This window comes from Streptomyces rugosispiralis, from assembly GCF_024505145.1.
GTDB lineage: Bacteria > Actinomycetota > Actinomycetes > Streptomycetales > Streptomycetaceae > Streptomyces > Streptomyces rugosispiralis.
Genome location: NZ_JANIAA010000001.1, coordinates 191,845 through 216,315 on the forward strand (window position 1 = coordinate 191,845; position 24,471 = coordinate 216,315).

Genomic DNA, 24,471 nt, shown 5'->3' on the forward strand with positions numbered 1-24,471 from the left:
TCGTCTCTCTTCCGTGGAGGGGTCTCAGGTGAAGTCGCGGAGCCGGGCGGCGAGGATCTTGCCGATCCCGGCGAGCGGTTCCGGCTGGGTCATGTCGTCGTGGGCGGACTCGACGGGGTGGCGTTCGATGGAGCCCTCCAGGAAGGGCGTCCACACCTCGGGCCCGGGGGCGTCCTCCGGCTTGCCGAGCGTCGCCTCGAAGAACAGCACGTCACCCACGTAGGTCCCGGGTACATGGCCCCGGGCGAGCCGTGAATTGTTCTCGAACACCTCGTACAGCGCCGCGACGTGCCGCTCCTCGAGGCTGCCGAGGATGCCGCCCTGGCCGCGCAGGATCTCCGCGACCCGGCCGTACTCCAGCGGCTCGCCGTCCCACTCGGCCCGCTCGTAGCCGGCCAGGTCGAGCATTCCGGCGAGGAACTCCCGCTGGGACAGGACCGGGTCCTCCGCCGGGCGCCCCGCGCCACCGCCGTGGCTCTGGGGCAGCCGGGGGAAGGAGTCGAGCATGGCCAGCAGGGCTACCCGCTCACCGGCGCGCTGGAGCTGTTCGGCCATGGCGTGTGCCACGAGTCCGCCGAAGGACCAGCCGAGCAGCAGATAGGGGCCGGTGGGCTGGACGGTGCGCACCTGCTTCAGGTAATCGGCGGCGATCTCCTGGACACCGGCGGGCAGTTCACCGGGTTCGGCGATGCCCCGCGACTGCAGGCCGTAGATCGGGTGGTCGGGGCCGAGGTGGCGCATCAGCCCGGCGTAGGACCAGCTGAAACCGCTGGCCGGGTGGACGCAGAACAGCGGCGGGCGGCCGCCCTTGCGGCGCAGCGGCAGCAGTACCTCGAACGCTCCGTTGGCGCCCTGGCCGTCGTCCTCCCCGGTGCCGAGCCGCTCGGTCAGCTCCGCCACCGTGGGCGCCTCGAAGAGGGTGCGGATGGCGATGTCCGCCCCGAAGGTGGCGCGCACCCGGCCGATCAGCCGGGTGGCCAGCAGGGAGTGGCCGCCGAGGTCGAAGAAACCGTCGTCGATCGACACCCGCTCCACGCCGAGGACCTCGGCGAACAGCTCGCACAGCAGCCGCTCCTGGCGGGTGCGGGGGGCCCGGCCGCCGGACACCGCGGCGGACTCGGGCGCGGGCAGGGCCCGGCGGTCCAGTTTGCGGTTGGGGGTCAGCGGCAGCACGTCCAGCGGGACGAAGGCGTTCGGGACCATGTACTCGGGCAGGTCCGCGGCGGCGTGGCGGCGCAGTTCGGCCGGGGTGGGGAGCTCGGCGCCGGGCTCGGGCACCACATAGGCGACCAGGCGCTGGTCGCCGGGTCGGTCCTCGCGCACGATCACCGCGGACCCGGCGACGGCGGGGTGGCGGTCGACCACGGCCTCGACCTCGCCGAGTTCGATCCGGAAGCCGCGCAGCTTGACCTGGTCGTCCACCCGCCGCAGGAAGGACAGGGTGCCGTCCGGGTTCCAGCGCACCACGTCCCCGGTGCGGTACATGCGGGTGCCGGGGGCGCCGAACGGGTCGGGGACGAACCGGGCGGCCGTCATATCGGGGCGGCCCAGATAGCCGCGGGCCAGGCAGTCGCCCGCCACGTACAGCTCTCCGGCCGCGCCCGGCGGCACCAGTTCGAGGCGGTCGTCGAGCACGTGGAACCGGGTGTTGGGCATCGGGCCGCCGATGGGCAGCGGGCCCGGCGGGATCGGGGTGTCCGGTGCGATCCGGTACTGGCTGCAGTTGACCGTGGTCTCGGTGGGCCCGTACATGTTGAGGACGGTGGTGCCGGGGTGGTCCGCGCGCCAGGCGTCGACCCGCTCGCCCAGCAGCAGCTCACCGCCGAGGAGCAGTTCGGCGGTGGGCGCGAACTCCTCCGGCAGCGTGGTGAGGACCGGCAGATGGCTGGGCGTGGCCTTGAGGAAGGCGCACGGGCGGGCGCGCAGCGCCTCGGCGGTCCCCGGGTCCGGGTCCTGGAGGTCGCGGACGACCTGGACCGTGCCGCCGACGGTGAGCGGCACATGGGTGGCGGTGACCGACAGGTCGAAGGAGATGGAGGAGTGCAGCAGCGCCGTGCCGCGCACCCCGTCGTAGTCGCCCCCGGCGAAGACCAGGTAGTCGGTGAGCGAGGAGTGCTGGATGACGACGCCCTTGGGCCGTCCGGTCGAGCCCGAGGTGTAGATGACATAGGCCGGGTTGGCCGGGCGCAGCGGCGCGAGCCGGTCGCCGTCGCCGGGGTCGGTGGCCGCGAAGCGGGCGAGGCGGGTGTCGGTGGCGGGGTCGTCCAGGAGGAGGCGCGGGATGCCCTCGGTGCCCTCCGGCAGTGCGGCGGCGGTGTCGGCGTCGGTGAGCAGCAGGGCCGGGCCGGTGTCGGAGAGCATGAACCCGATCCGTTCGGCCGGGTACGCCGGGTCCACCGGCACATAGGCGCCGCCGGCCTTGCCCACCGCGAGCAGGGCCACCACCAGCCGTGCCGATCGGGGCAGCGCGACGGCGACGAACCGCTCCGGGCCCACGCCATATTCGATGAGCAGGCGGGCCAGCCGGTTGGCGCGGGCGTTGAGTTCCGCGTACGACAGCTCCTGGTCGCCGAAGACCAGCGCCGGGGCGTCGGGGGTGCGGGCCGCCTGGGCCTGGAACAGCTGGGGCTGGGTGACCTCGGGGACGTCGGTGGCGGTGTCGTTCCAGGTGACGACCATGCGGTGCCGCTCGGCTGGATCGAGCAGCCCGATCCGGCCGATCGGCTGGTCCGGGGCGGCGACGGCGGCCTCCAGCAGCCGGATCAGCCGGGCGACCAGGGCGGTGACGGTGTCCGCGTCGAACAGGTCGGCGCTGTAGACGACATGGCCCTCGATGCCCTGGCAACCACCGGCTTCGTCGCGCCGGTCAGCGAGGCTGATCGACAGGTCGAACTTGGCTCCGCCGTTGCCGAGCGGTTCCCCGGCCACGGTGAGGCCGGTGACCTCCTGGCCGACCTCGGTGGGGTTCTGGAAGGCCAGGGCGATCTGGAAGAGCGGGTGGCGGGAGAGCGAGCGGGTCGGGTTGAGGACCTCCACCAGTCGCTCGAACGGCATGTCCTGGTGGGCGTAGGCGGCGAGGTCGGTGTCCCGGACCCGGGTCAGCAGCTCCCGGAAGGTGGGGTCGCCCGAGGTGTCGGTGCGCAGCACCAGGGTGTTGACGAAGAACCCGACCAGATCGTCCAGCGCCTCGTCGGTGCGGCCCGCGATCGGGCTGCCCAGCGGGATGTCGGTGCCCGCCCCCAGCCGGGTCAGCAGCGCCGCGAGCCCGGCCTGGACCACCATGAAGGCGCTCGCCCGGTTCTCGCGGGCGAGTCCGGCCAGCCGCTGGTGCAACTCGGGGCCGATCCGCACGGGGACGGTGCCGCCCGCTCCGGTGGCGACCGCGGGGCGGGGACGGTCGGTGACCAGCTCCAGCTGGTCGGGGAGACCGGCCAGGGCTCCGGTCCAGAAGGCGAGCTGCCGGGCGATCGGGCTGTCGGGGTCGCTCTCGTCGCCGAGCACCTCGCGCTGCCAGACGCTGTAGTCGGCATAGTTCACCCGCGGCGGTGTCCACCGCGGCGCCTCACCGGCCCGCCGGGCCTCGTAGGCGGAGGCCAGATCGCGGGCGAGCGGTGCCGCGGAGGCCCCGTCGCTGGCGATGTGGTGCATCACCAGCAGCAGCACATGACTGTCCGGCGCGAGCGCGAACAGCCTGGTGCGCAGCGGGAGTTCGCGGGTGAGGTCGAATCCGGTGGCGGCCTCGGCGGCCAGCTCTCCGGGCAGGGACGCCTCATCGCAAGCGATGACCGGGAGCGCGGGCCGGGCCGTCTCGGCGTCCACGATCCGCTGGTACGCGCCGCCGTCCGCGTCCGGTCCTGTGGTCTCGGGGAAGACGGTGCGCAGGCTCTCGTGCCGGGCCACCACGTCGCCGAGGGCCGCGCGCAGCGCCTCGCGGTCGAGGTCACCGGTCAGCCGCAGCGCCAGCGGCACGTTGTAGGCGCCGCTGTCGCCGTCGAAGCGGTTGAGGAACCACAGCCGGCGCTGGGCGTACGACAACGGGATCCGCCCGGTCCGCCCGGCCGGGACCAGCGGTGCCCTGGCTCCCGTGCCCAGGGTGAGGGAGGTGGCGAGCCCGGCCACGGTGGGCGTTTCGAACACCGTCCTGACCTGGACGTCCACCCCGAAGGCGGACCGGATCCGGTTCACCAGACGGGTGGCGAGCAGCGAGTGGCCGCCCAGGTCGAAGAAGTCGTCGTCGGGGCCGACCCGGGGCAGTCCGAGCACCTCGGCGAACACATCGCACAGCAGCTCTTCCTGCGGGGTGCGCGGGGCCCGTCCGGAACCGGTGGCCGCCGCCCCGAAGTCGGGGGCGGGCAGAGCCTTGCGGTCCACCTTGCCGTTGGGGGTGAGCGGCAGTGCGTCCATGGCCATCAGCACCGCGGGCACCATCGCCTCCGGCAGCGCCGCGGCGAGTTCGGAGCGCACCCGCCGGGGGTCGGCCGCGCCGACCACATGGCCGACGAGGCGGCTCTGCCCGGCGGGGTCGGTGCCGACGGTGACGACCGCGTCGGTCACCGCGGGGATCGCGCGCAGCGCGGCCTCCACCTCGCCCAGTTCGATGCGCTGGCCGCGGATCTTGACCTGGTGGTCGAGCCGGCCGAGGAACTCCAGCTGTCCGTCGGGCAGCCGGCGCACCCGGTCGCCGGTGCGGTACAGCCGGCTGCCGGGCTCGTCGGCGAACGGGTCGGCCACGAAGGTGACCGCGGTGCGCCGGGGGTCGCCGACGTAGCCGTATCCGACGCCGGTGCCGCCCACGTACAGCTCACCGGGGACGCCGACCGGGACCGGCTGGAGCCGGGTGTCCAGGACGTGGAGCCGGGTGTTGCGGATGGTGGCGCCGATCGGCACCCGTACGCCGCCGAGCGGGGTGGCGGCGTCGATGACGGCGTGGGTGACATCGTCCGAGCACTCGGTCGGGCCGTACGCGTTGACCAGCGGGATGTGCGGATAGCGGGCGAACCAGCGGGCGCACAGGTCCGGCGGAAGGGCCTCGCCGGTCACCATCAGCCAGCGCAGTTGGGGCAGTTCGACGGCGTACGCCCCGGACTCCCAGGCGTCCAGCGCGGTGCGCAGCAGGGAGGGGACGACCTCGAGGACGGTGATCCGCTCCTCGGCGACGCGGGTGAACAGCGCCTGCGGGTCCAGCGCGGTGTCCTCGCCGACCAGGCGTACCCGGCCGCCGGCGACCAGCCCGGACAGCATCTGCCACACCGAGATGTCGAACGTCAGCGGGGCGTTGGCCACCACGCTGTCGGTGTCCGTCATCCCCAGGTCCTCGATCTTGGCGAGGAGGTGGTTGACCATGCCGCGCCGGTGCACCATCGCGCCCTTGGGGCGGCCGGTGGAGCCGGAGGTGAAGATCACGTAGGCGAGGTGGCCGGGGCCTCCGGCGACGGGCAGCAGCTCGGTGGCGTCGTCGGCCCGGTCGTCCAGCACCAGTACCTCGACGGGGAACTCGGCGGCCTCTGCCAGCTCCCGGGCCCGCTCCAGGTGTTCGGGCGCGGCCAGCAGCCGGCGGGCGCCGCTGTCGGCGAGCATTCCGGCGCCGCGCCGGTGCGGGGCGCGCGGGTCGAGCGGCACATAGGCGGCGCCGATGCCGAGGACGGCGAGGACGGCCGTGGGCGCCCGGACGGTGCGGTCGGAGAGGATCGCGACGACCGCACCGGCGTCCGCGCCGCTCGCCAGCAGCCTGCGGGAGAGGGCGCTCGCGCGGGCCACCAGGGTGGCGTAGTCGACGGTGTGCTGGTCGTCGGTGAGGGCGGTGGCCTCCGGGTGGCGGGCGGCGATCTCCCGGACCCGCTCCACGACCCCGGTGATGCCGGTGTCGCGCTCGGTGCGGTTCCAGTCGAGCAGCAGTTGCCGCCGCTCCCCCGGTTCGATGAGGTCCAGGTCCCCCACCGGGCGGTCCGGCTCGGCGACGGCGGCCTGGAGGAACCGCACGAAGCAGCCGAGCAGCCGCTGTGCGGTGGGGTGGTCGAACAGGTCGGTGCTGTAGTCGAACCGGCCGTCCAGGCCCCGCGGCGCGCCGTCCTCGGCGTAGCGCTCGGTGAGGTCGATGGACAGGTCGAACTGGGCGGCGTGGGCGCCGGCGGTCTCCACGGTGACGTCAAGTCCGGGCAGCCGCAGATCGGCCTGGAGGTTGTTCTGGAGCACCAGCATGACCTGGAACAGCGGGTTGCGCGCCATCGAGCGGGCCGGGTTGAGCACCTCGACCAGCCGCTCGAAGGGGGTGTCCTGGTGGGCGTAGGCGGCGAGGTCGGTGTCCCGGACCCGGGCGAGCAGCTCCCGGAAGGTGGGGTTGCCGGAGGTGTCGGTGCGCAGCACCAGGGTGTTGACGAAGAAGCCCACCAACTCGTCGAGTGCTTCGTCGGTGCGGCCCGCGATCGGGCTGCCCAGCGGGATGTCGGTGCCCGCCCCCAGCCGGGTCAGCAGCGCCGCGAGCCCGGCCTGGACCACCATGAACAGGCTCGCCTCGTTGTCCCGTACGAGGCCCAGCAGCCCGTGGTGGAGCTCCGGTTCGAGCCGGAACATCAGGGTGCCGCCCTGATAGGTGGCGACGGCGGGCCGGGACCGGTCGGCCGGCAGCTCCAGCTCGTCGGGGAGCCCGGCGAGCGCGCGGGTCCAGAAGGCGAGCTGCCGGGAGATCGGGCTGTCCGGGTCGTCCTCGCCGCCCATCACCTCCCGCTGCCAGAGGCTGTAGTCCGCATAGTGCACGGGCAGCGGGTCCTGCTCTGGCGCCTCGCCCTTCAGCCGGGCGGTGTAGGCCAGGGAGAAGTCGCGGGCGAGCGGGCCCATCGACCAGCCGTCACCGGCGATGTGGTGCAGGACCAGCAGCAGCACGTGGCTGTCGGGGCCGAGTGCGTACAGGGTGGCCCGCAGGGGCGGGTCGACGGCGAGGTCGAAGCCGGGCGCGACCGCCCGGAGCAGCGCCTCGGGCAGCTCCTCCTCGGTGATGGTCTCCGTGGTGAGGACGGGGGTGGCGGCGTCGGTGCCGAGCACCACCTGGTGCGGGGTGCCGCCGGTTTCGCGGAAGACGGTGCGCAGCGCCTCGTGCCGGGCCACCACATCGCCCAGCGCCGCCCGCAGGGCCGCCCGGTCGAGGTGTCCGCTCAGCCGCAGCGCGATCGGGATCTTGTACGGGGACGCGGCGCCTTCCAGGCGGTTGAGGAACCACATCCGGTGCTGGCCGTACGACAGGGGGATCAGCTCGGGCCGCTCGGCGGGCCGCAGCGCGGCGCGGGCGCGGGCGGCTCCGGCGATGGCCGCCATGAGCCGGGCCGGGGTGGGGGCCTCGAACAGACTGCGCACCGCCAGCTCCACGCCGAACCCGGAGCGCACCCGGCTGACCAGCCGGGTGGCCAGCAGGGAGTGGCCGCCGAGGTCGAAGAAGCTGTCGTCGATGCCGACTTCGGCCAGGCCCAGGACCTCGGCGAAGATCTCGCAGAGGGTGCGCTCCTCGGGGGTGCGCGGGGCCCGGTGGGTGGCGGCGGCGCCGTAGTCGGGCGCGGGCAGGGCCCGGCGGTCGACCTTGCCGTTGGTGGTGACGGGCAGGGTCTCCAGGGCGACGAAGGCGGCGGGGACCATGTACGCGGGCAGGGCGGCCGCGGTGTGGTCGCGCAGCGCGGACAGGTCCGGTGCGGGCTGTCCGCCGGCCGGGACGGCGTAGGCGACCAGGCGCTTGTCTCCGGGCCGGTCCTCGCGGACGATCACGGCGACCTGGGCGAGGCCGGGGAAGCGGGACACGGCGGCCTCGATCTCGCCGAGTTCGATCCGGAAGCCGCGCACCTTGACCTGTTCGTCGGCGCGGCCCACGAATTCGAGCAGGCCGCCGTCGGTCCAGCGGACCAGGTCACCGCTGCGGTACATCCGGGCCCCGGCGGGGCCGAAGGGGTCGGCGACGAAGCGCTCCGCGGTGAGCCCGGGGCGGTCCAGATAGCCGCGGGCGAGTCCGGCACCGGCGATGTACAGCTCACCGGCGACTCCGCGCGGGGTGAGGGCCAGGTTGTCGTCCAGGACGTAGAGCCGCATCCGGTCCAGCGGCCCGCCGATGGGCACGGTGTCGGGGACGGTGTCCTCCGCCCGCATCCGGTGGTAGGCGGCGAACGTGGTGGTCTCGGTCGGGCCGTAGCCGTCGCCGACCACAAGACCGGGGCAGGTGGCCAGGACTCTGCGCACCATCGGCGCCGGGACGACGTCGCCGCCGGACCACACCTCGGATACGTCCGCGAAGCATTCGGGCCGCTCCTCGGCGAGGATCCGGAAGAGACCGGCGGTCAGCCACAACCCGGTGACCCTCCGTTCCACGATGACCCGGGCCAGGTCCTGGACGTCGAGTTCCCCGGGGGGCGCCACCACGATGTGGCCGCCGCGCAGCAGCGGCACCCACAGCTCGTAGGTGGAGGCGTCGAACGCCTGGGGCGAGTGCAGCAGCACCCGGGTGTGGTGGCCGCTGTCCCAGGCGCCGTCGAAGGCGAGGCCGAGCACATCGTGGTGGGTGACGGCGACGCCCTTGGGGGTGCCGGTCGAGCCCGAGGTGTACATCACATAGGCGAGCTGCTCTTGGTGTCCGTCGATACCGGGGTCGGTGTCCGGCTCGCCGTCGAGGGGCGCGTCACCGTCGAGGGTGGGGTCGTCGACGGCCAGCGGGCGGGCCCGGTGCGGGAAGGCGCGGGCGGCCTCGTGCAGGTCGCGGTCGGTGAGCAGCACACCGGCGGCGGTCTGTTCGACGATCAGGCTCAGCCGGGCCCGCGGATAGCGGGAGTCCAGGGGCACATACGCGCCGCCCGCCTTGAGCACCGCGAGGATCGAGACCACCAGTTCGACGGAACGTTTCTGCATCACGGCGACCGCGCTCTCCGGGCGCACCCCCATGGCGATCAGCCGGTGCGCCAGCCGGTTGGCACGGGCGTCGAGTTCCCGGTAGGTGACCTCCTGCCCGTCGGCGTCACTGACCGCGACCGCGTCCGGGGTACGGGCCAGCTGGTCGGCGAACCTCCGCTGGATCGATCCGTACACAGCGGGCCGGGGGCCGGTGTCCCCGGTCCCCAGCGCCAGCAGCCGGGCGCGCTCGTCGGGACCGAGCACATCGATCCGTCCGACCGGGCGATCCGGGTCCGTGGCGATGAGGTCCAGCAGCCGCAGCAATCCGTCCGCCATCCGCTCCACGGCCGCCGGGTCCAGCACGTCGGGCCGGTGGCTGAACCGCAGCTGGAGGCCCTGGCCGGGGAGTCCGGGGATGGCGACGAGGGTCAGCGGATAGTGGGTGGCGTCCCGGCCGTCGATGCCCAGGACGCCGAGCCCGGTGCCGGGCAGCTCCAGCGCCGCCGGGTCGAGCGGGTAGTTCTCGAACACGGTGAGGGTGTCGAAGAGTTCACCGGTGCCGGCGATGTTCTGGATGTCGGTGAGGCCGAGGTACTGGTGGTCGGTCAGCAGCGACTGCCGCTCCTGCACCCGGGCCAGCAGCCCGGACAGCGGCTCCCCGGACCGCAGGGCCACCCGCACCGGCAGGGTGTTGATGAACAGGCCCACCATCGTCTCGATACCGGCGATCTCCGGCGGGCGGCCGGAGACGGTGGCGCCGAAGACCACGTCCTGGCGCCCGGTGAGCCGGCCGAGCAGCACCGCCCAGGCGCCCTGCACCAGCGTGTTCATCGTGAGCCCGCGGGAGCGGGCGAACTGCCCCAGGGACGCCGTCAGTTCGGCGGACAGCTCGACGGTGACCTTCCGCGGCACCGCCGCCTCACGGGCGGGGTCCACGGGGGCGAGCAGGGTCGGCTCGGCGCCCTCCAGGGCCTGCTTCCACGCCTTCTCGGCGGCGCCGCCGTCCTGGTCGGCAAGCCAGGCCAGATAGTCGCGGTAGGGGGTGACCCGGGGCAGCGTGGCATCGCTTCCCCCGGATGCGTAGAGCGTGAACAGCTCCTGGGCGAGCAGCGGGGTGGACCAGCCGTCCAGCAGGATGTGGTGGTTGGTCAGCACCAGCCGGTACCGGTCGCCGTCGAGCCGGATCACGGTGATGCGCAGCAGCGGCGGCGCGGTCAGGTCGAACCGGCGGGCACGGTCCTCGGCGAGCAGCCGTTCCAGCTCGGCATCCCGCCGGTCGGCCGGGACGGCGGACAGGTCGAACTCGTACCAGGGCAGCTCGGTCCCGTCCGCCCGGGGCACGAACTGCACCGGGGTGCGCAGCCCCTCGTGCCAGAAACCGGCGCGCAGATTGGCGTGGCGCTCCAGCAGCGCGTGGGCCGCGCGGCGCAGCGCCCGGGGGTCCAGCGGCCCGGTCACGTCGAGCAGCAGCTGCACGGTGTAGACGTCCCGCGCCCGCTCGTCGTAGACGGCGTGGAAGAGCAGCCCCTTCTGCAGGGACGACAGCGGCAGCAGATCGGCCACGCCCGGGCGGGCCCGCTCCACGGTGTCGATCTCGTCCTGGCTCAGGGAGACCAGGGGCAGATCCGACGGGGTGTGCCCGCCGGCTCCCGCCACCCCGGTGTGGGCCGCGAGGACGTCCAGGGCGCGGAACCAGGTCTCGGCCAGGTCGCGGGCGTCCTCCTCGGTCAGCAGATCGCCGGGCCAGGACAGGGTCGCGGTCAGCCGCGGCCCGTCGGCGTGGTCCCGGGTGAGGGCGCCCACCTCCAGGACGTGCGGGACGGGCATGGCCGGGTCGACGCCCCCGCCGAGGCCGTCGGCCTCCGGGGCCGCGGCCCAGTCGGCGCCCTCGTCCCCGGCGGAGGCGGCTGGGAAGCGGCCCAGGTAGTTGAAGCCGATCTGGGGGTTTCGCAGCCGGGCCAGGGCCGGTCCGGTCTGCGGGTTGAGGTGGCGCAGCAGACCGTAGCCCATGCCGTTGTCGGGCAGGGCGCGCAGCTGCTCCTTGACGCTCTTCAGCGCCCGTCCGGTCTGCGGGCCGCCGGCCCACAGCTCGGCCCAGTCCGCCACCGCCGGATCCAGCCGCACCGGGTGCAGATCGGTGAACCAGCCGACGGTACGGGAGAGATCGGCGCCCTCGACGACGCCCTCGCGGCCATGGCCTTCGAGGTCGACCAGGAGCGGGGCCGCCGCGTCGCCGTCCCGGCGCCGGCGCCAGTCCGCGACCGCCAGGGCGAGGCCCGTCAGCAGGACGTCGTTGACTCCGCCGTGGAAGGCGGCGGGCACCCGGGTGAGCAGGGGCTCGGTGCGCTCGGGCGGCAGGGTGAGGCTGATGTGCCGGACGGTGGCCACGGTGTCCCGCGCGGCGTCCAGGGCGCGGCTGCCCAGCAGCGGGTCCGGAGCCTGAAGCATGGCGGTCCACAGCGGCAGTTCGTCCAGCCGGGCCGGGTGCTGGGCGAGCGCGGTGAGCTGCTCGGCCCAGCGCCGCAGCGAGGTGCCCACCGGCTCCAGCCGCGGGGGGTCGCCCGCTATGACGGCTTCGCAGGCGGCGGCGAGGTCGGGCAGCAGGATCCGCCAGGAGACGCCGTCCACGACCAGATGGTGCAGGACGAGCAGCAGTCTGCCGCTCTCGTGCGGTCCGCCGTCGAACCACACCGCCCGCACCATGGCCCCCTGTTCGGGCTCGAGCCGCGCCTGAGCCGTGCCCTGGTGTCCGGCCACCACACAGCGCAGCGCCTCGCCGCGCAGCCCGGCCGCGTCGACCCGGACCAGACAGCCGGCGGCGTCGACCGCCCCGCGCGGCGCCACCTCCAGGCTCCAGACGATGCCGCCGGCCCGGGTCAGCCGCAGCCGCAGCGCGTCGTGGTGGTCGAGTACGGCCTGCAGGGCCGCGGTCAGCTGCGACTGGTCCACTCCGGCGGGGGTGCGGATCAGCATCGACTGGTGGAAGCCGTCGACGGGCCCGCCGCGCTCCCGCAGCCAGTGGGCGATCGGGGTGAGCGGCACCACCCCGATACCGGAGTCGTCCGGTTCGGCGGTGGCCGCCGTCTCCTCCCGCGACGTGGCCACGGCGGCGAGCGCGGCCACGGTCCGCAGCCGGAACACATCGCGCGGGGTGAACGTCAGCCCCGCCTTACGGGCCCGGCTGACCAGCTGGATGGAGACGATGCTGTCGCCGCCCAGGTCGAAGAAGCTGTCGTCGACACCGACCCGCTCCACCCCGAGCACGTCGGCGAACACCGCGCACAGCGCCTCTTCCTCCGGGGTGGCGGGGGCCCGCCCGGTGGTCACCGAACCGTAGTCGGGCGCGGGCAGCGCCTTGCGGTCCAGCTTGCCGTGCGGCGTCAGCGGCAGCGCGTCGAGCCGCACGAACGCCGCCGGGACCATATGGGCGGGCAGCACCTCGGCCACATGGTCGCGCAGTTCGGCCGCCCCCGCCTCGCCGACCGCGTAGGCCACCAGCCGCCGGACGCCGGGCCCCTCCGTACGGGCGACCACCGCCACCTGGGCGACCTTCGGATGACGGGCGATGACGGTCTCGATCTCGCCCAGCTCGACCCGGAAGCCCCGGATCTTGACCTGCTCGTCGGCGCGCCCGAGGTAGTCCAGCGTGCCGTCGGCCCGCCACCGCACCACATCGCCGGTGCGGTACATCCGGGTGCCCGGGGCGTCGAAGGGGTTGGCGACGAACCGCTCCGCCGTCAGCCCGGGGCGGCGCAGATAGCCGCGGGCCAGCCCGTCGCCCGCGAGATAGAGCTCTCCCGGGGCGCCGACGGGCACCGGCCGCAGCCCCTCGTCCAGCACATACACCCGGGTGTTGACGACGGGGCCGCCGATCGGGGGCGTCCGCTCTCCGCTCAGCGGCCCGCTCATGGTGGCGGCGACGGTGGACTCGGTCGGGCCGTAGGCGTTGACCATCCGGCGGCCGGACGACCAGCGCGCCACCAGCTCGGCGGAGCACGCGTCACCGCCGACGACCAGGGAGCGGAAACCGGGCAGCGGCGTGGCCGCCGGCACCGACGCGAGCGCGGCGGGCGGGATCAGGGCGTGGCTGACCCGCCGTCCTGCCAGCACCTCGGCGAGGGCCTCCCCCGCCAGCGGTCCGGGCGGCGGTACGACGAGCGCGGCGCCGGAGGTCAGCGCCATGCACAGCTCCAGGACCGCGGCGTCGAAGCTGGGCGAGGCGAACTGCAGGACCCGCGCCCCGGCGTCGACGTCGAAGTTCTCCACGGCGGCCGTGGCGAAGGAGGCCAGACCGGTGTGGGAGACCACCACGCCCTTGGGGGTGCCGGTGGAACCGGAGGTGTAGATGACATACGCCGGATGGGCCGCGCTCAGCGGGGCCGTACGGTCCGTGTCCACGATGCCGGTGGCCGGGAGCGCGGCGAGCCGGGTGGGCAGCGCGGGGTCGTCGAGGTCCAGCCGCTCCCCCTGGTGGGCGAGGGCGGCGCCGGCCCCGGTGATGACGAGTTCGGGCCGGGCGTCCTCCAGCATGAAACGGATGCGCTCGGCCGGGTAGTCGGGGTCGACCGGAAGGTAGGCGGCCCCCGCCTTCGCCACGGCGAGCTGCGCCACCACCATCTCCACCGACCGGGGCAGGGCGAGGGCGACGATGCTCTCCGGGCCGATACCGCGCCGGATCAGCAGCCGGGCGAGCCGGTTGGCGCGGGCGTCCAACTCGGCGTAGGTCAGCGCGCCGCCGTCGAAGATCACCGCGTCGTTCCCGGGCGTCACCGCGGCCTGGGCCTCGAACAGCTCGCCGAGCCCGGCCCGCGGCAGGTCGCGAGAGGTGGCGTTCCACTCCACGAGGATCCGTGTCCGCTCGGCGGCGTCCAGGATGTCCACCGCCGCCACCGGCCGGTCGGGGTCGGCGACGACCGTCTCCAGCAGCCGCACCAGACGGGCGGCCAGCCGCTGGGCGGCGTCGTGGCCGAGCAGGTCGGAGCGGTGGTCCAGGCGCAGGGTGAGCCGGTCGCCCGGGAGCACGGCGAGGGTGAGCGGGTAGTGCGTGGCGTCGTTGACGTCGACGCCCGCGATGCGCACCCCGGTACCGGGCAGCTCCAGACCACCGGGGTCCAGGGGGTAGTTCTCGAAGACGGTCAGGGTGTCGAACAGCTCACCGGTCCCGGCCAGCCGCTGCACCTCGTGCAGCCCCAGGTGCTGGTGCTCCATCAGCGCCGACTGCTGCTCCTGTACCCGGGCGAGCAGGCCGGACAACGGCTCTTCGGGCCGCAGCACCACGCGCACCGGCAGGGTGTTGATGAACAGCCCCACCATGGACTCCACGCCGGGGATCTCCGGCGGGCGGCCGGAGACCGTGCCGCCGAAGACGACGTCCCGGCGCCCGGTGAGCCGTCCCAGCAACACCGCCCAGGCGCTCTGCACCAGGGTGTTCAGCGTGAGCCCGCGGGAGCGGGCGAACTGTCCCAGGGATGCGGTCAGTTCGGCGGACAGCTCCAGCGTCACCCGCTCCGGCTGGGCCGCGTCGCGCCGCTCGCCCTCGGTGGGGGCGAGCAGCGTGGGCCCCTCCACCCCGTCCAGCGCCCGCCGCCACGCCTCCTCGGCGGCGCCCCGCTCGCGCCCGGCCAGCCAGGTCAGATAGTCGCGGTAGGGGGTGACCCTGGGCAGCGTGGCATCGCTGCCCCCGGCCGCGTAGAGCGTGAACAGCTCCCGGGCGAGCAGCGGCATCGACCAGCCGTCGAGCAGGATGTGATGGTTGGTCAGGATGAGCCGGAATCGCTCGGCGCTCTGCGTGACGACGACGAAGCGCACCAGCGGCGGGCTCGCGAGGTCGAACCTGCGGCCCTTCTCCTCCGCCAGGATCCGGGCGATCTCGGCGGTCTGCGCCTCCTCGTCCAGACCGCTCACGTCCCGCTCGTCCCAGGGCAGTTCCACCTCGCGGTGGATGATCTGGACGGCCTCGCCGGTCTTGCGTCTGCGGAACCCGGCGCGCAGGTTGGCGTGGCGGCGCAGCAGGGCTGCCGCGGCGACGCGCAGGGCGGCCAGATCCACCCGTCCGACCAGGTCGAACGCGAACTGCATGGTGTACACATCGGGAGCCTCGGTGTCGTACACCGCGTGGAAGAGAAGCCCCTCCTGCAGGGGCGACAGAGGCAGGATGTCCTCGACCCTCGACTGGCTGCTCACTTCGGCATCTCCCACTCGGTTCCCGGTTCCAGTTCGTCTTCGAATGCGTCGATCTCGTCCTGGGTGAGGGAGACCAGCGTCAGATCGGAGGGGGTGTGTCCACCGGCGCCCGGCCCTTCGGCGTGCGCGGCGAGGGCGTCCAGGGCGCGGAACCAGGTCTCGGCCAGGTCCCGTACCTCGTCCTCGGTGAGCAGCCCGTCCGGCCAGCTCCAGGTGGCGCCGAGACGGGCGCCCCCCGGACCGTCCTCGGTCAGCGCGTTGATCTCCAGTGCGTGCGGAAGCGGCATCGCGTCGTCGGCCCCGCCGCCGAGTCCGTCGGCCTCCGGCGCCACCGCCCAGTCGGTGTCGGTGCCGGAGGCGAGGCGGCCGAGGTAGTTGAAGCCGATCTGCGGGGTCGGCAGGGCGGCCAGTTCGGGTGCGGTGTCGGGGTTGAGGTGGCGCAGCAGACCGTAGCCGATGCCGTTGTCGGGCAGAGCGCGCAACTGCTCCTTGACCCGCTTCAGCGCCCGCCCTGCCTCACGCCCACCGCCCCACAGGTCGGCCCAGTCCTCGACCCCGGGCTCCAGACGCACCGGGTGGAGACTGGTGAACCAGCCGACGGTACGGGACAGATCGGCACCCTCAACGATGTCCTCCCGGCCATGACCCTCCAGGTCCACCAGCACCCCGGTCGCGTCCACATGGCCGTGGCGGCGCCGCCAGTCGGCCACCGCCAGACCCAGGCCCGTCAGCAGCACGTCGTTCACACCACCGTGGAACGCGGCGGGCACCCGCGTCAGCAGGGGGTCGGTGCGCTCCGGGGGGAGGGTCAGCCGAAGGTGGCGGATGGTGGCGGCGGTGTCCCGGGCCGGGTCCGGTGCCCGTGCGCCCACCAGGGGGTCGGGGCCGTCGGACTGCCGTTTCCACAGCGGGAGTTCGGCGACTCTGGAGGGGTGCCGGGCGAGGGCGGTGAGGTGTTCGGCCCAGCCCCGCAGCGAGGTACCGACCGGCTCCGGCTCCCGGCCCTCGACCGCCGCCGCAAGATCCGGCAGCAGAATCCGCCACGACACCCCATCGACCACCAGATGGTGAGCCACCAGCAACAGCCGACCGGGAGCGTCCGCGCCATTGTCCAGCCATACGGCCCGGACCATCGCACCGGCCTCGGGCCTCAGCGGTCTGTCTTCCAGCGGATCCCGGCGCAGCTCCTCCGGATCGCTCACCCGCCTGATCACATCGGCCGCGTCGACCGTACCCCGCGGCCCGGTCTCCAGCTCCCAGCCACCATCACCGTCACGTCTGAGCCACATCCGCAGCGCGTCATGATGATCGAGCACGGTCTGCAACCCGCTCGTCAGGGCCTCCAAGGTCAGCCCGGCCGGCGTACGCACCAGCATCGACTGATGGAAACCATCCACCGGACCGCCACGCTCCCGCAGCCAGTGCACGATCGGGGTCAGCGGCACCACACCGATGCCATGGTCCGGTGGCTCCACCGCCGTCGCCCGGACCTCACCGGCCATCGCGGCGAGCGCGGCCACCGTGCGGTGCTGGAAGACATCGCGCGGGGTGAAGACCAGTCCGGCGGCACGGGCGCGGCTGACGAGCTGGATGGAGACGATGCTGTCCCCGCCCAGATCGAAGAAGTTGTCATCCGCCCCGACCCCCGGCAACCCCAGCACATCGGCGAACACCGCGCACAGTACCTTCTCGCGCGCGGTGGCGGGCGCCCGGCCGGTGACGGTCGACCCGAAGTCGGGCGCCGGAAGCGCCCGGCGGTCCAGCTTGCCGTTGGGCGTCAACGGCAACCGCTCCAGCGCGACGAAGGCGGCCGGGACCATGTACTCGGGAAGCTCGGCGGCCAGGTATTTCCTCAGCTCACCGACGTCGGAATCGCCCTCGGCGACGACGTACGCCACCAGTTGCTTCACACCCGCGCGGTCCTCGCGGGCGATCACCGCCGTCTGCCGGACCTGCGGATGCCGGGCGAGAACCGCCTCGATCTCCCCCAGCTCGATCCGGAAACCACGCACCTTCACCTGCTCATCGGCGCGCCCGACATACTCCACGTTCCCATCCGCCCGCCACCGCACCACATCCCCCGTGCGATACATCCGCGCACCCGCCCCGCCATACGGATCCGCCACAAACCGCTCCGCCGTCAGCCCCGGACGCCGCAGATACCCACGGGCGAGTTGCACACCGGCGAGGTACAGCTCCCCGGCGACGCCGACGGGCACCGGCCGCAGCCGTGAATCCAGCACGTACAGCCGGGTGTTCCACACGGGGGCGCCGATCGGCACCGGCCCGGCCGGGTCCTGGGCGGAGCACTCCCACGAGGTGACGTCCACGGATGCCTCGGTGGGCCCGTACAGGTTGTGCAGCGGCACGTCCAGCGTCTCGTAGAACCGTGCGCGCAGCTCACCGGGGAGCGCCTCGCCGCTGCACAGGACGCGGCGCAGACCGGTGCAGTGGGCGGCGGTGGGCTCGGTGAGGAAGACCTGGAGCATGGACGGGACGAAGTGCGTCGTGGTGACGCCCTCGTCGCGGATCAGCCGGGCGAGATACGCCGGGTCCTTGTGCCCCTCCGGCCGGGCGACCACGAGCCGGGCGCCGGTGATGAGCGGCCAGAAGAACTCCCACACCGAGACGTCGAATCCGGACGGTGTCTTCTGCAGCACCCGGTCGGAGGGGTCGAGCCCGTATCGCGCCTGCGTCCACAGCAGCCGGTTGACGATTCCCTCGTGCGGGACGAGCACGCCCTTGGGCCTGCCCGTGGAACCCGAGGTGTAGATGACATACGCCGTGTTGCGGCCGGTCAGCGGGGCGAGCCGGTCGGCGTCGGTGAGATCGGCGTCGGAGTGGCCGGCCAGCGCCGCCCGGGTGTCCGCGGCGTCCAGCAGCAGCCGGGGGGTGTCGTCGTCGGGCGGCAGCGCCTCGGTGACGTCCGCGGTGGTGAGCAGCATCGCGGGGCGGGTGTTCCCCAGGATGTAGCGGATGCGCTCGGTGGGGTAGTCGGGGTCGACCGGCACATAGGCGGCCCCGGTCTTCACCACGGCCACCAGCGCGACGATGAGATCGAGGGAGCGCGGCAGGGCGAGGGCGACGAACCCCTCCGGGCCCGTTCCCCGCTCGGCCAGCAGCCGCGCCAGCCGGTTGGCGCGGGCGCCCAGCTCCGCGTACGTCAGCGTCCGGCCCTCGAAGACCACGGCGGTGGCATGCGGGGTTCGGGCCGCCTGGGCCTCGATCAGCTCGGTGAGCGTGGCGGAGGGGATGTCGTGCTGGGTGGCGTTCCAGGTGATCAGCGTCCGCTCGCGCTCCGCGGCAACCAGGATGTCCACGTCGGCGACGGGCTGATCGGGGGCGGTGGCGATGGCTTCCAGCAACCGGTTGAGGCGGGTGCCGATGGCCCGCACGCTGTCGGCGGCGAACAGTTCCGGCCGGTATCCGAGGCGCAGGGCGAGCCGCGGGCCCGGCACCGCCACGAGGGTGAGCGGATAGTGCGTGGCGTCCTCCGCGCCGGCCTCGGTGATCCGCAGGCCGCTCCCGGAGCTGTCCAGCACGTCCGGGTCCAGGGGATAGTTCTCGAAGACGGTGAGGGTGTCGAACAACTCCCCCACCCCGGCCAGCCGCTGGGTGTCGTGCAACCCGATGTACTGGTGCTCCATCAGCGCCGACTGCTGTTCCTGGAGGCGGGTGAGCAGTCTCGTCCAGCTCTCCTCCGGGCGCAGTGCCACGCGCACGGGCAGCGTGTTGATGAACAGGCCGACCATCGACTCGACGCCGCCGATCTCGCCCGGCCGTCCGGAGACGGTGGCGCCGAAGACCACGTCCTCGGCTCCGGCGAGTCGGCCGAGCAGCACCGCCCAGGCGCCCTGGACCAGGGTGTTCATGGTCAGTCCGAGCCCGCGGGCCCGGTCCGTCAGCGCGGTGGTCAGCTCGGGCGACAGGTCGAGGGTGACCCGCTCCGGGGGCAGTGCGGGGATGTCGGTGGCCGTCGGGGCGAGCAGTGTGGGCTCCTCGATGCCCGCGAGCGCCTGTCGCCACGCTTCCTCGGCCGCCTCCCGGTCCTGGTCCGCGAGCCACGCCAGATAGTCGCGGTACGGGGTGGTGTGGGGCAGTCCCGTGTCGTCTCCGCCGCGTGCGTACAGCGTGAACAGCTCCTGGGCCAGCAGCGCCATCGACCAGCCGTCGAGCAGGATGTGGTGGTACGTGAGGAGCAGGCGGCAGTGGTCGTCGGTGAGCCGCAGCAGGACGAAGCGCAGCAGCGGTGGCGCCGCCGGATCGAATCCACGGTCCCGCTGTTCCTCCGCGATCCGGGTGAGCTCGGCCGTCTGCTCGTCCGGGGCGAGGCCGCGCAGATCCGTGGTCTCCCAGTCCAGCTCCACCTCGTGGTGGACGACCTGGACGGGGGTGCCGAGCTGCTCGTGGCGGAAGCCGGAGCGGAGGTTCGGGTGGCGCTTCAGCAGGGTCCGCGCGGCGGCGCGCAGGGCCCGTTCGTCGAGCGCGCCCGCCATGCCGAGGAAGAGCTGCACGGTGTAGACGTCGGCGCCGCCCTCGTCGAACAGGGCGTGGAACAGCAGCCCTTCCTGCATGGGGGAGGGCGGCAGCACGTCCTCCAGGTCGGGGCAGGAGCGCTCCAGGGTGTCGATCTCGTCCTGGGTGAGGGAGACCAGCGGAAGGTCGGAGGGGGTGCGACCGCCGGCGCCCGGTGCCACGGCGTGGGCGGCGAGGGCGTCCAGGGCGCGGAACCAGGTCTCGGCCAGGTCCCGTACCTCGTCCTCCGAGAGCAGCCCGTCCGGCCAGCTCCAGGTGGCGTGCAGCTGTGCGCCGTCGTGGGTGTCCAGGGTCAGCGCGTCGACGTCGACGGTGTGGACGAGCGGCATGTCCTCGTCGCCGCCGCCGGACGCGCTCTCGACCGCCCAGTCGGTGTCGGTGCCGGAGGCGAGGCGGCCGAGGTAGTTGAAGCCGATCTGCGGGGTCGGCAGGGCGGCCAGCTCATGTGCGGTGTCGGGGTTGAGGTGGCGCAGCAGACCGTAGCCGATGCCGTTGTCGGGCAGGGCTCGCAACTGCTCCTTGACCCGCTTCAGCGCCCGCCCGGCCTCACGCCCACCGCCCCACAGGTCGGCCCAGTCCTCGACCCCCGGCTCCAGACGCACCGGGTGAAGACTGGTGAACCAGCCGACGGTACGGGACAGATCGGCACCCTCGACGATGTCCTCCCGGCCATGACCCTCCAGGTCCACCAGCACCCCGGTCGCGTCCACATGGCCGTGGCGGCGCCGCCAGTCGGCCACCGCCAGACCCAGGCCCGTCAGCAGCACGTCGTTCACACCACCGTGGAACGCGGCGGGCACCCGCGTCAGCAGGGGCTCCGTCCGCTCCGGCGGCAGCGTCAGCCGAAGGTGGCGAACGGTGGCGGCGGTGTCCCGGGCCGGATCCAGCGACCGCCCGCCCAGCAACGGGTCCGGTCCCTCGAACATGGCCGTCCACAGCGGCAGTTCGGCCAGTCGGGAGGGGTGCCGGGCGAGGGCGGTGAGGTGTTCGGCCCAGCCCCGCAGCGAGGTACCGACCGGCTCCGGCTCCCGGCCCTCGACCGCCGCCGCAAGATCCGGCAGCAGAATCCGCCACGACACCCCATCGACCACCAGATGGTGAGCCACCAGCAACAGCCGACCGGGAGCGTCCGCGCCATTGTCCAGCCATACGGCCCGGACCATCGCACCGGCCTCGGGCCTCAGCGGTCTGTCTTCCAGCGGATCCCGGCGCAGCTCCTCCGGATCGCTCACCCGCCTGATCACATCGGCCGCGTCGACCGTACCCCGCGGCCCGGTCTCCAGCTCCCAGCCACCATCACCGTCACGTCTGAGCCACATCCGCAGCGCGTCATGATGATCGAGCACGGTCTGCAACCCGCTCGTCAGGGCCTCCAAGGTCAGCCCGGCCGGCGTACGCACCAGCATCGACTGATGGAAACCATCCACCGGACCGCCACGCTCCCGCAGCCAGTGCACGATCGGAGTCGGCGGCACCACACCGATGCCCTGGTCGGGGGCCGGGGTCGAGGTGGCGTCCGCGTCCGTGGCGGTCGCGGCGAGCGCGGCCACGGTGGGGCGTTGGAAGACATCGCGCGGGGTGAAGACCAGTCCGGCGGCGCGGGCGCGGCTGACGAGCTGGATGGAGACGATGCTGTCCCCGCCCAGATCGAAGAAGTTGTCATCCGCCCCGACCCCCGGCAACCCCAGCACATCGGCGAACACCGCACACAGCACCTTCTCGCGCGCGGTGGCGGGCGCCCGGCCGGTGACGGTCGACCCGAAGTCGGGCGCCGGAAGCGCCCGGCGGTCCAGCTTGCCGTTGGGCGTCAACGGCAACCGCTCCAGCGCGACGAAGGCGGCCGGGACCATGTACTCGGGCAGCTCGGCGGCCACATGCCCGCGCCACTCCCCCATGTCGGGGTCGCCCTCGGCCACCACATACGCCACGAGCTGTTTGACACCCGCGCGGTCCTCGCGGGCGATCACCGCCGTCTGCCGGACCCGCGGATGCCGGGCGAGAACCGCCTCGATCTCCCCCAGCTCGATCCGGAAACCACGCACCTTCACCTGCTCATCGGCACGCCCGACATACTCCACATTCCCATCCGCCCGCCACCGCACCACATCCCCCGTGCGATACATCCGCGCACCCGCCCCGCCATACGGATCCGCCACAAACCGCTCCGCCGTCAGCCCCGGACGCCGCAGATACCCCCGGGCCAGGCCGTCGCCCGCGATGTAGAGCTCTCCGGTGACGCCGACGGGTACCGGCTGGAGCGCCGAATCCAGCACGTACACCCGGGTGTTGGAGATCGGGCGGCCGATGGGCGGGGCCTGGTCCCCGGTGTCCGCCTCACGGTCGCTGTACCAGGCGGTCGCATAGACGGTGGCCTCGGTCGGGCCGTAGATGTTGGCGATGCGGCAGCCCGGGATGGCGTTCCGGATGGCGGCGACGGCGTGTGCCGAGAGGGCCTCCCCGGCCAGGACGACGGTCTCCGCGGAGGTGTTCACCTCGCCGTGCGCCAGCACCTGGGCGAATGCCGAGGGGACGGCGCTGATCAGGCTGCCCGACCAGCCGTCCGCCGGGCGCTCGGTGAGCGCGAGCAGGTCGCGCACCACCTCGATGCTCCCGCCACCGCACAGCGGCCCGAACATCTCGAAGACGGAGACGTCGAAGTTGAGCGAGGTCGACGCGAGGACCCGGCTCAGCTGCCGGGGTCCGATGTCGGTGGCCGCCCAGGTGGCGAGGTCGACGGCGGCGGCCTGGGACACCACGACGCCCTTGGGCCGGCCGGTGGAGCCCGAGGTGTAGATCACGTAGGCGGGGTGCTGTGGCCGGAGCGGGGTGGTGCGGTCGGCGTCGACGGGGTCGCGGTCCGGCTGTCCGGCGAGCAGTTCGGCCGTCTCCGGGGCGTCCAGGCGCAGGGAGACGCGGCCATCGCCGCCCGCGGTGTCCGCGTCGGCCGTGAGCACGATCGCCGGTGCGGCGTCGTCGAGCATGTAGGCGATCCGCTCGGCCGGGTAGCCGGGGTCCACCGGAAGGTAGGCGGCGCCGGTCTTGAGGATGGCGAGCAGCGCCACGATCATCTCGTCGGAGCGGGGCACGGAGAGGGCCACGAGGCTCTCCGGACCGGCGCCGTGCGCGATCAGCAGTTGGGCAAGCCGGTTGGCGCGCCGGTTGAGCTCGGCATATGTCAGCGTGCGGCCCTCGAAGACCACCGCGGGGGCCCGCGGGGTGCGGGCGACCTGGGCCTCGAACAGCTCGGGCAGGGAGGAGTCCGGCACCTCGTGGGTGGTGGCGTTCCACTCGCCCAGGACGCGCTCGCGCTCCTGGGGGGCCAGCAGATCGATCCGGCCGATGGGGGTGTCGGGCGCCGCGTGGGCGAAGTGGCCGAGGAGGCCGAGGAAGCACCGCTGGTGGTCGGCGAGTCGCTCGGGGCCATACAGCTCCGGATTGCCGTCCAGGTCGATACGTAGCCCGCCGGCCGCGCTGCCGCCGCTTCCGGACCGTCCCGGCTCCGTGGCGGCCCGTCCGTCCACCACGAGTGACAGATCGTCGACGGGGCCCCCGCCGAGGTTGTGCACGGTGCCGCGGTGACCGGCGAAGCTCAGGTCGTAGTCGACCATGACGATGTTGATGTGCGGGCCGATGAGACGGTGCTCGTCACCGGAGAGTTCGAGGTCCCGGCGCAGATCCTCGGCGCGGTACCGCTGGTGCTTCAGCGCGCCGTGCAGTTCCCTGGACGCCAGGCGGGCGGCTTCCGCCACGGTGGTGCCGGGGTGCAGATCCAGCCGGAACGGCAGGACGTTGGACATCATTCCGGGGATGGTGCGGGCGCGTCCGGCGGGCCGGGCCATCACGGGCAGGCCGAGGACGATCCGCCGGTTGCCAGTCATGCGGTGCAGATAGACGCCGAGCGCGGCGACGAGGACGGCGGGCCAGCTGACCTCCGCCTCGCGTGCGGTGGCGCGCAATCCGGCCAGCGTCGGCTCGTCGAGGAAGGCGCTCCGGCGCTCCAGCCGTGCGGGGAGGGCCGGGGTGCGGTCGGCCAGGCTGGTGGCGGCGGGCCGATCGGCGAAGCGTGACATCCAGTACGCGCGGTCGCGCGTGAACCGGTCGGAGTCCCGGTACGCGGCCTCGTCGTCGAGGAGTTCGGCCAGTGACCCGAACGGCGCCTCGGGGCAGGGCAGTCCGGCCGCGAGGGCGGTGTAGAGCTCGGCGACGCGACGGCCGACCAGGGAGAGGCCGAGGCCGTCCATGACGATGTGGTGGTAGCGCTGGTACCAGAAGTACCGGTCGTCCGCCGCCTTGAACAGCGTGTAGGCGAAGAGCGGACCGGTGGTGGGGTCCACCGGCCGGCGCATCTCGGCGCGCATGTGGCTCTCGGCACTCGCGCGGGGATCGTCCTCGTGGCTGACGTCGATGAGGGGCAGGGTCCAGTCGACCCGCTCCTCGACCACCTGCGCCGCCCTGCCGTCCTCCTCCAGGATCCGGACCCGCAGCGTCTCGGCCTCGGCCACGGCACGGCGCAGCGCGCTCTCGAAGAGCGTGGCGTCGATCTCGCCGTGAATGTCGATGTATTCGGCGATGTTGAAGAGGGAATTCGTCGGCTGAAGCCGCTGGGCGAGCCAGATACCGGACTGCGCGGCCGTGAGCGGCAGGCTGGCAATCTGATAACCGGTCATGGTTCATCCGTCCTGATCGGGCGATGGCGCATCGATAATGAATCGAGTGGGGCGCATGATTCATTCAACGCGACAAATTCGGAAGTCAACTACATCTCGGCAAGCCAACGGAAGTGAAATGGAATTCCGTTACGAGATGTCGATCCGCAAGAGAAATACCAAGCGGGGCACGCCTGAATTCTCGGCGCCGGCCTGCGGAATGGCGGTGGGGACGGAAAACCCGGCG

Annotated in this window: 2 protein-coding genes; both read right to left on the reverse strand. The window is 73.1% G+C overall.

The features are described 5' to 3' along the window. Positions 1-24 precede the first annotated feature (24 nt). Positions 25-15,042, reverse strand: a complete 15,018-nt coding sequence (locus NP777_RS00910; RefSeq protein WP_256648034.1) for a non-ribosomal peptide synthetase — start codon at positions 15,040-15,042, stop codon at positions 25-27. Then, a complete protein-coding gene (locus NP777_RS00915; RefSeq protein WP_256648035.1) occupies positions 15,039-24,245 on the reverse strand; it encodes a non-ribosomal peptide synthetase in 9,207 nt (3,068 codons plus the stop codon). Before NP777_RS00915 ends, NP777_RS00910 begins: the two co-directional genes overlap by 4 nt. Between the last annotated feature and the right edge of the window lie 226 nt (positions 24,246-24,471).

What these genes read in the sequence shown, in the direction of transcription:
- NP777_RS00915 (WP_256648035.1), bottom strand. Translation starts at nt 24,245, where the DNA reads ATGACCGGTTATCAGATTGCCAGCCTGCCGCTCACGGCCGCGCAGTCC.